The 3,012-nt window shown below is 69.0% G+C and carries 4 protein-coding genes and 1 pseudogene; 4 read left to right on the plus strand and 1 reads right to left on the minus strand.

Translation table 11 applies throughout. The features are described 5' to 3' along the window. Window positions 1–828 (plus strand): GTP 3',8-cyclase MoaA (gene moaA, locus BN11_RS16415; RefSeq protein ID WP_048699433.1); only part of this gene is annotated, 828 nt, incomplete at its 5' end. 6 nt (window positions 829–834) lie between these two features. Here moaA and BN11_RS16420 read toward each other — a convergent pair. Beyond that, window positions 835–1,161 carry a DUF3099 domain-containing protein gene (locus tag BN11_RS16420; protein WP_235435520.1) on the minus strand — a complete coding sequence of 109 codons (327 nt, stop codon included), beginning with the start codon at window positions 1,159–1,161 and terminating at the stop codon, window positions 835–837. A 96-nt stretch (window positions 1,162–1,257) separates the two neighbouring features. Here BN11_RS16420 and fabG point away from each other — a divergent pair, with 96 nt between their 5' ends. The 3 genes and pseudogenes from fabG to BN11_RS24125 form a co-directional block, all read left to right on the plus strand. After that, the gene (gene fabG / locus BN11_RS16425; RefSeq protein ID WP_048699434.1) at window positions 1,258–1,968 is read left to right on the plus strand and encodes a 3-oxoacyl-ACP reductase FabG; all 711 of its coding nucleotides are present in this window, start codon (window positions 1,258–1,260) and stop codon (window positions 1,966–1,968) included. 49 nt (window positions 1,969–2,017) lie between these two features. After that, the gene (gene fabI, locus BN11_RS16430) at window positions 2,018–2,776 is read left to right on the plus strand and encodes an enoyl-ACP reductase FabI (protein ID WP_048699435.1); all 759 of its coding nucleotides are present in this window, start codon (window positions 2,018–2,020) and stop codon (window positions 2,774–2,776) included. Then, window positions 2,777–3,012: pseudogene (locus BN11_RS24125) on the plus strand (Mur ligase); the annotation flags it as partial.

Raw genomic sequence — 3,012 nt, forward strand, 5'->3', positions numbered from 1 at the left:
ATCGGGCTCTTCGTGCGCCTCGGGGTCCGCCAGATCCGTCTCACCGGCGGCGAGCCGATGCTGCGCAAGTCACTGGTGAGCGTGGTCGAGCGCATCGCCGACCTCGACCCGCGGCCGACGATCGCCATGACCACCAACGGAATCGGGTTGGACCGGCTGGCCGCTCCACTCAGGGCGGCCGGGCTGGACCGGGTCAACGTCTCCCTCGACACGATCGACCCGCAGGAGTTCGTCGCGCTGACGCGGCGGGACCGGCTCGGCGATGTCGAGGCCGGGCTCAAGGCCGCTCAGGACGCCGGCCTGACGCCGGTCAAGGTCAACGCCGTCGCCATGCGCGGAATCAACGACGAGGACGTCGCCGACCTGCTCGCGTGGTGTCTCGATCGCGGCTACGAGTTGCGTTTCATCGAGCAGATGCCCCTCGACGCGGGCCACGAATGGCAGCGCGGCACCATGGTCACCGCCGGCGAGATCCGCAGCGAACTGGAGAAGACCTACCGGCTCACCCCCCTCGACGGTCGTGGCAGCGCACCCGCCGAGCGCTACCTGATCGACGACGGACCGCATACCGTCGGCATCATCGCGAGCGTCAGCGCGCCCTTCTGCGCCGCCTGCGATCGGGTGCGCCTGACGGCCGACGGCCAGTTGCGCAACTGCCTCTTCGCCAACAGCGAATCCGACCTGCGCGGGCCGTTGCGCGACGGCGCGGACGACGCCGACCTGGAGGCCATCATCCGCGGCGAGATGTGGCGCAAGGCCCGTGGCCACGGCATCGGACGACCGGACTTCCACCAGCCCGACCGCCCCATGAGCGCCATCGGAGGCTGAGGGGGGCTACGGGTCCCTCGGGTGATGAACGACGTGGCCTTCGAGAGCCTCGGCTTCGTGGGAGAGCATGGGCACGACAGGGGTGACCGGCGTGATGGTGCCCTCTGCCCGCGGCTTGACGGCGTTGGCGAAGACGACCGCGACATACGGCAGCACCACGGCGGCGGCGACGGCGGTCCAGCGCATCCACCCCTGCAGCGGCACGGCCGCGATGAAGCAGATCGTGCGGATCGCCATCATGACGAGGTACCTGCGGATCCGCGAACCCTGCTCCTCGCGCAGGCTCTCCGGGGCAGTCGTCACCGACTGCGCGGAGGGCTGCGGCCGAGTCACATAAGCAGGGTATGCCGCGAGCGGCGTGTGCATCGAGGTGCGCCGTCCACTAGGTTCGTCTGTGACCTGCAGCACCCCGAACGTGAGAGGCGATCGATGACCGCACGCAATGTCCTGGTGACCGGTGGCAATCGAGGGATCGGCAAGTCGATCGCCGAGGCCATGGCCGCGGCCGGACACAATGTGGTCGTCACGACGCGTTCCGGTGACGCACCCGAGGGCCTGCGTGCCGTCCGCGGCGATGTCACCGATTCCGCGTCGGTCGACGCCGCCTTCGCGGCCGCCGAAGAACTCCTGGGCGGACCCGTCGAGGTCGTCGTGGCCAACGCCGGGATCACCAAGGACGGGCTGCTCATGCGGATGAGCGACGCCGACTTCGACGCCGTCGTCGACACCAACCTCGCCGGGTCGTTCCGGTGCGCGCGACGCGCGAGCGTCGGGATGATCAAGAAGCGGTTCGGCCGGATCATCTTCATCTCCAGCGTGGTAGGACTCTATGGCGGTCCCGGCCAGACCAACTACAGCGCCAGCAAGTCCGGTCTGGTCGGGCTGGCCCGTTCGATCACCCGTGAGCTCGGCGGCCGGGGGATCACCGCCAATGTCGTCGCTCCCGGCTTCATCGAGACCGATATGACGGCCGAAGTGCCCGAGGACCGGCAGAAGGAGTACAAGGCGGCGATCCCTGCCGGCCGGTTCGCCACCCCGCCCGAGGTGGCCGCGGCGGTGCTCTTCCTCGCCTCGGACGAGGCCGCCTATATCTCCGGGGCCGTCATTCCCGTCGACGGCGGCCTCGGCATGGGCCACTGAGCCCGGACTCGCCGACCCGACCACACCGCATACCCGAAAGGACGAACTGATGCTGCTCGAGGGCAAGACCCTGCTGATCACCGGCGTCCTCATGGACTCCTCCATCGCCTTCCACGTCGCCAAGCTGGCGCAGGAGGAGGGCGCCAAGGTCATCCTCACCTCCTTCGGGCGGACGATGAAGATCACCCAGACGATCGCCAAGCGGCTCCCAGAGCTGCCACCCGTCGTCGAACTCGACGTCAGTGATCAGTCGCATCTGGACTCCCTGGCCGAGCGGCTGCGCGAGCACACCGACTCCCTCGACGGGGTGCTGCACTCCATCGGGTTCGCACCGCAGGGCGCCTTCAACTTTCTCGAGGGCTCGTGGGAGGACGTCGCGACGGCGATTCAGATCAGCTCCTACAGCCTCAAGTCGCTCGGCGTCGCGTGTCTGCCGCTGATGAGCGAGGGCGGGTCCATCGTCGGTCTAACCTTCGACGCGAAGTTCGCGTGGCCGGTCTACGACTGGATGGGGGTGGCCAAAGCCGCCTTCGAGTCGACCAACCGCTATCTGGCAAGAGACTTGGGCCCCAAGGGAATTCGGTGCAACCTCGTCGCCGCCGGCCCGATCCGGACGACCGCCGCGAAGTCGATCCCCGGCTTCGAGCAGTTCGAGCGGGTCTGGGACGAGCGGGCGCCCCTGGGCTGGGATGTGGGCGACCCGGTGCCGACCGCGAAGGCCTGTACCGTCTTGCTCAGCGACTGGTTCCCGGCGACGACGGGTGAGATCGTGCACGTCGACGGCGGCGTGCACGCGATGGGGCAGTAGGTGTCCGAGCCGATCGTCACCACCGAGGTCCGTCTCCTGGAGGGTCCGAACCTCTATTTCACCCGCCCGGCGGTGAAGGTCATGCTGTCCCTGCCCGGCTATCTCGATGCGCCGCTCGCGCAGGTGCAGGCCGTCGCCGACGGCCTGGGGATGCGGGCCCGGGTGGGTGCGCCCGGGTCGGTGCAGCGGCAGGCCTTCCTCGGGCGCGTGGCCAAGCACCTGGTCCGCGCGCTGGC

This window comes from Nostocoides australiense Ben110 (genome assembly GCF_001050535.1).
In the GTDB taxonomy this organism is placed as follows: domain Bacteria; phylum Actinomycetota; class Actinomycetes; order Actinomycetales; family Dermatophilaceae; genus Nostocoides_A; species Nostocoides_A australiense.

What these genes read in the sequence shown, in the direction of transcription:
- fabG (WP_048699434.1), top strand. Translation starts at nt 1,258, where the DNA reads ATGACCGCACGCAATGTCCTGGTGACCGGTGGCAATCGAGGGATCGGC.
- fabI (WP_048699435.1), top strand. Translation starts at nt 2,018, where the DNA reads ATGCTGCTCGAGGGCAAGACCCTGCTGATCACCGGCGTCCTCATGGAC.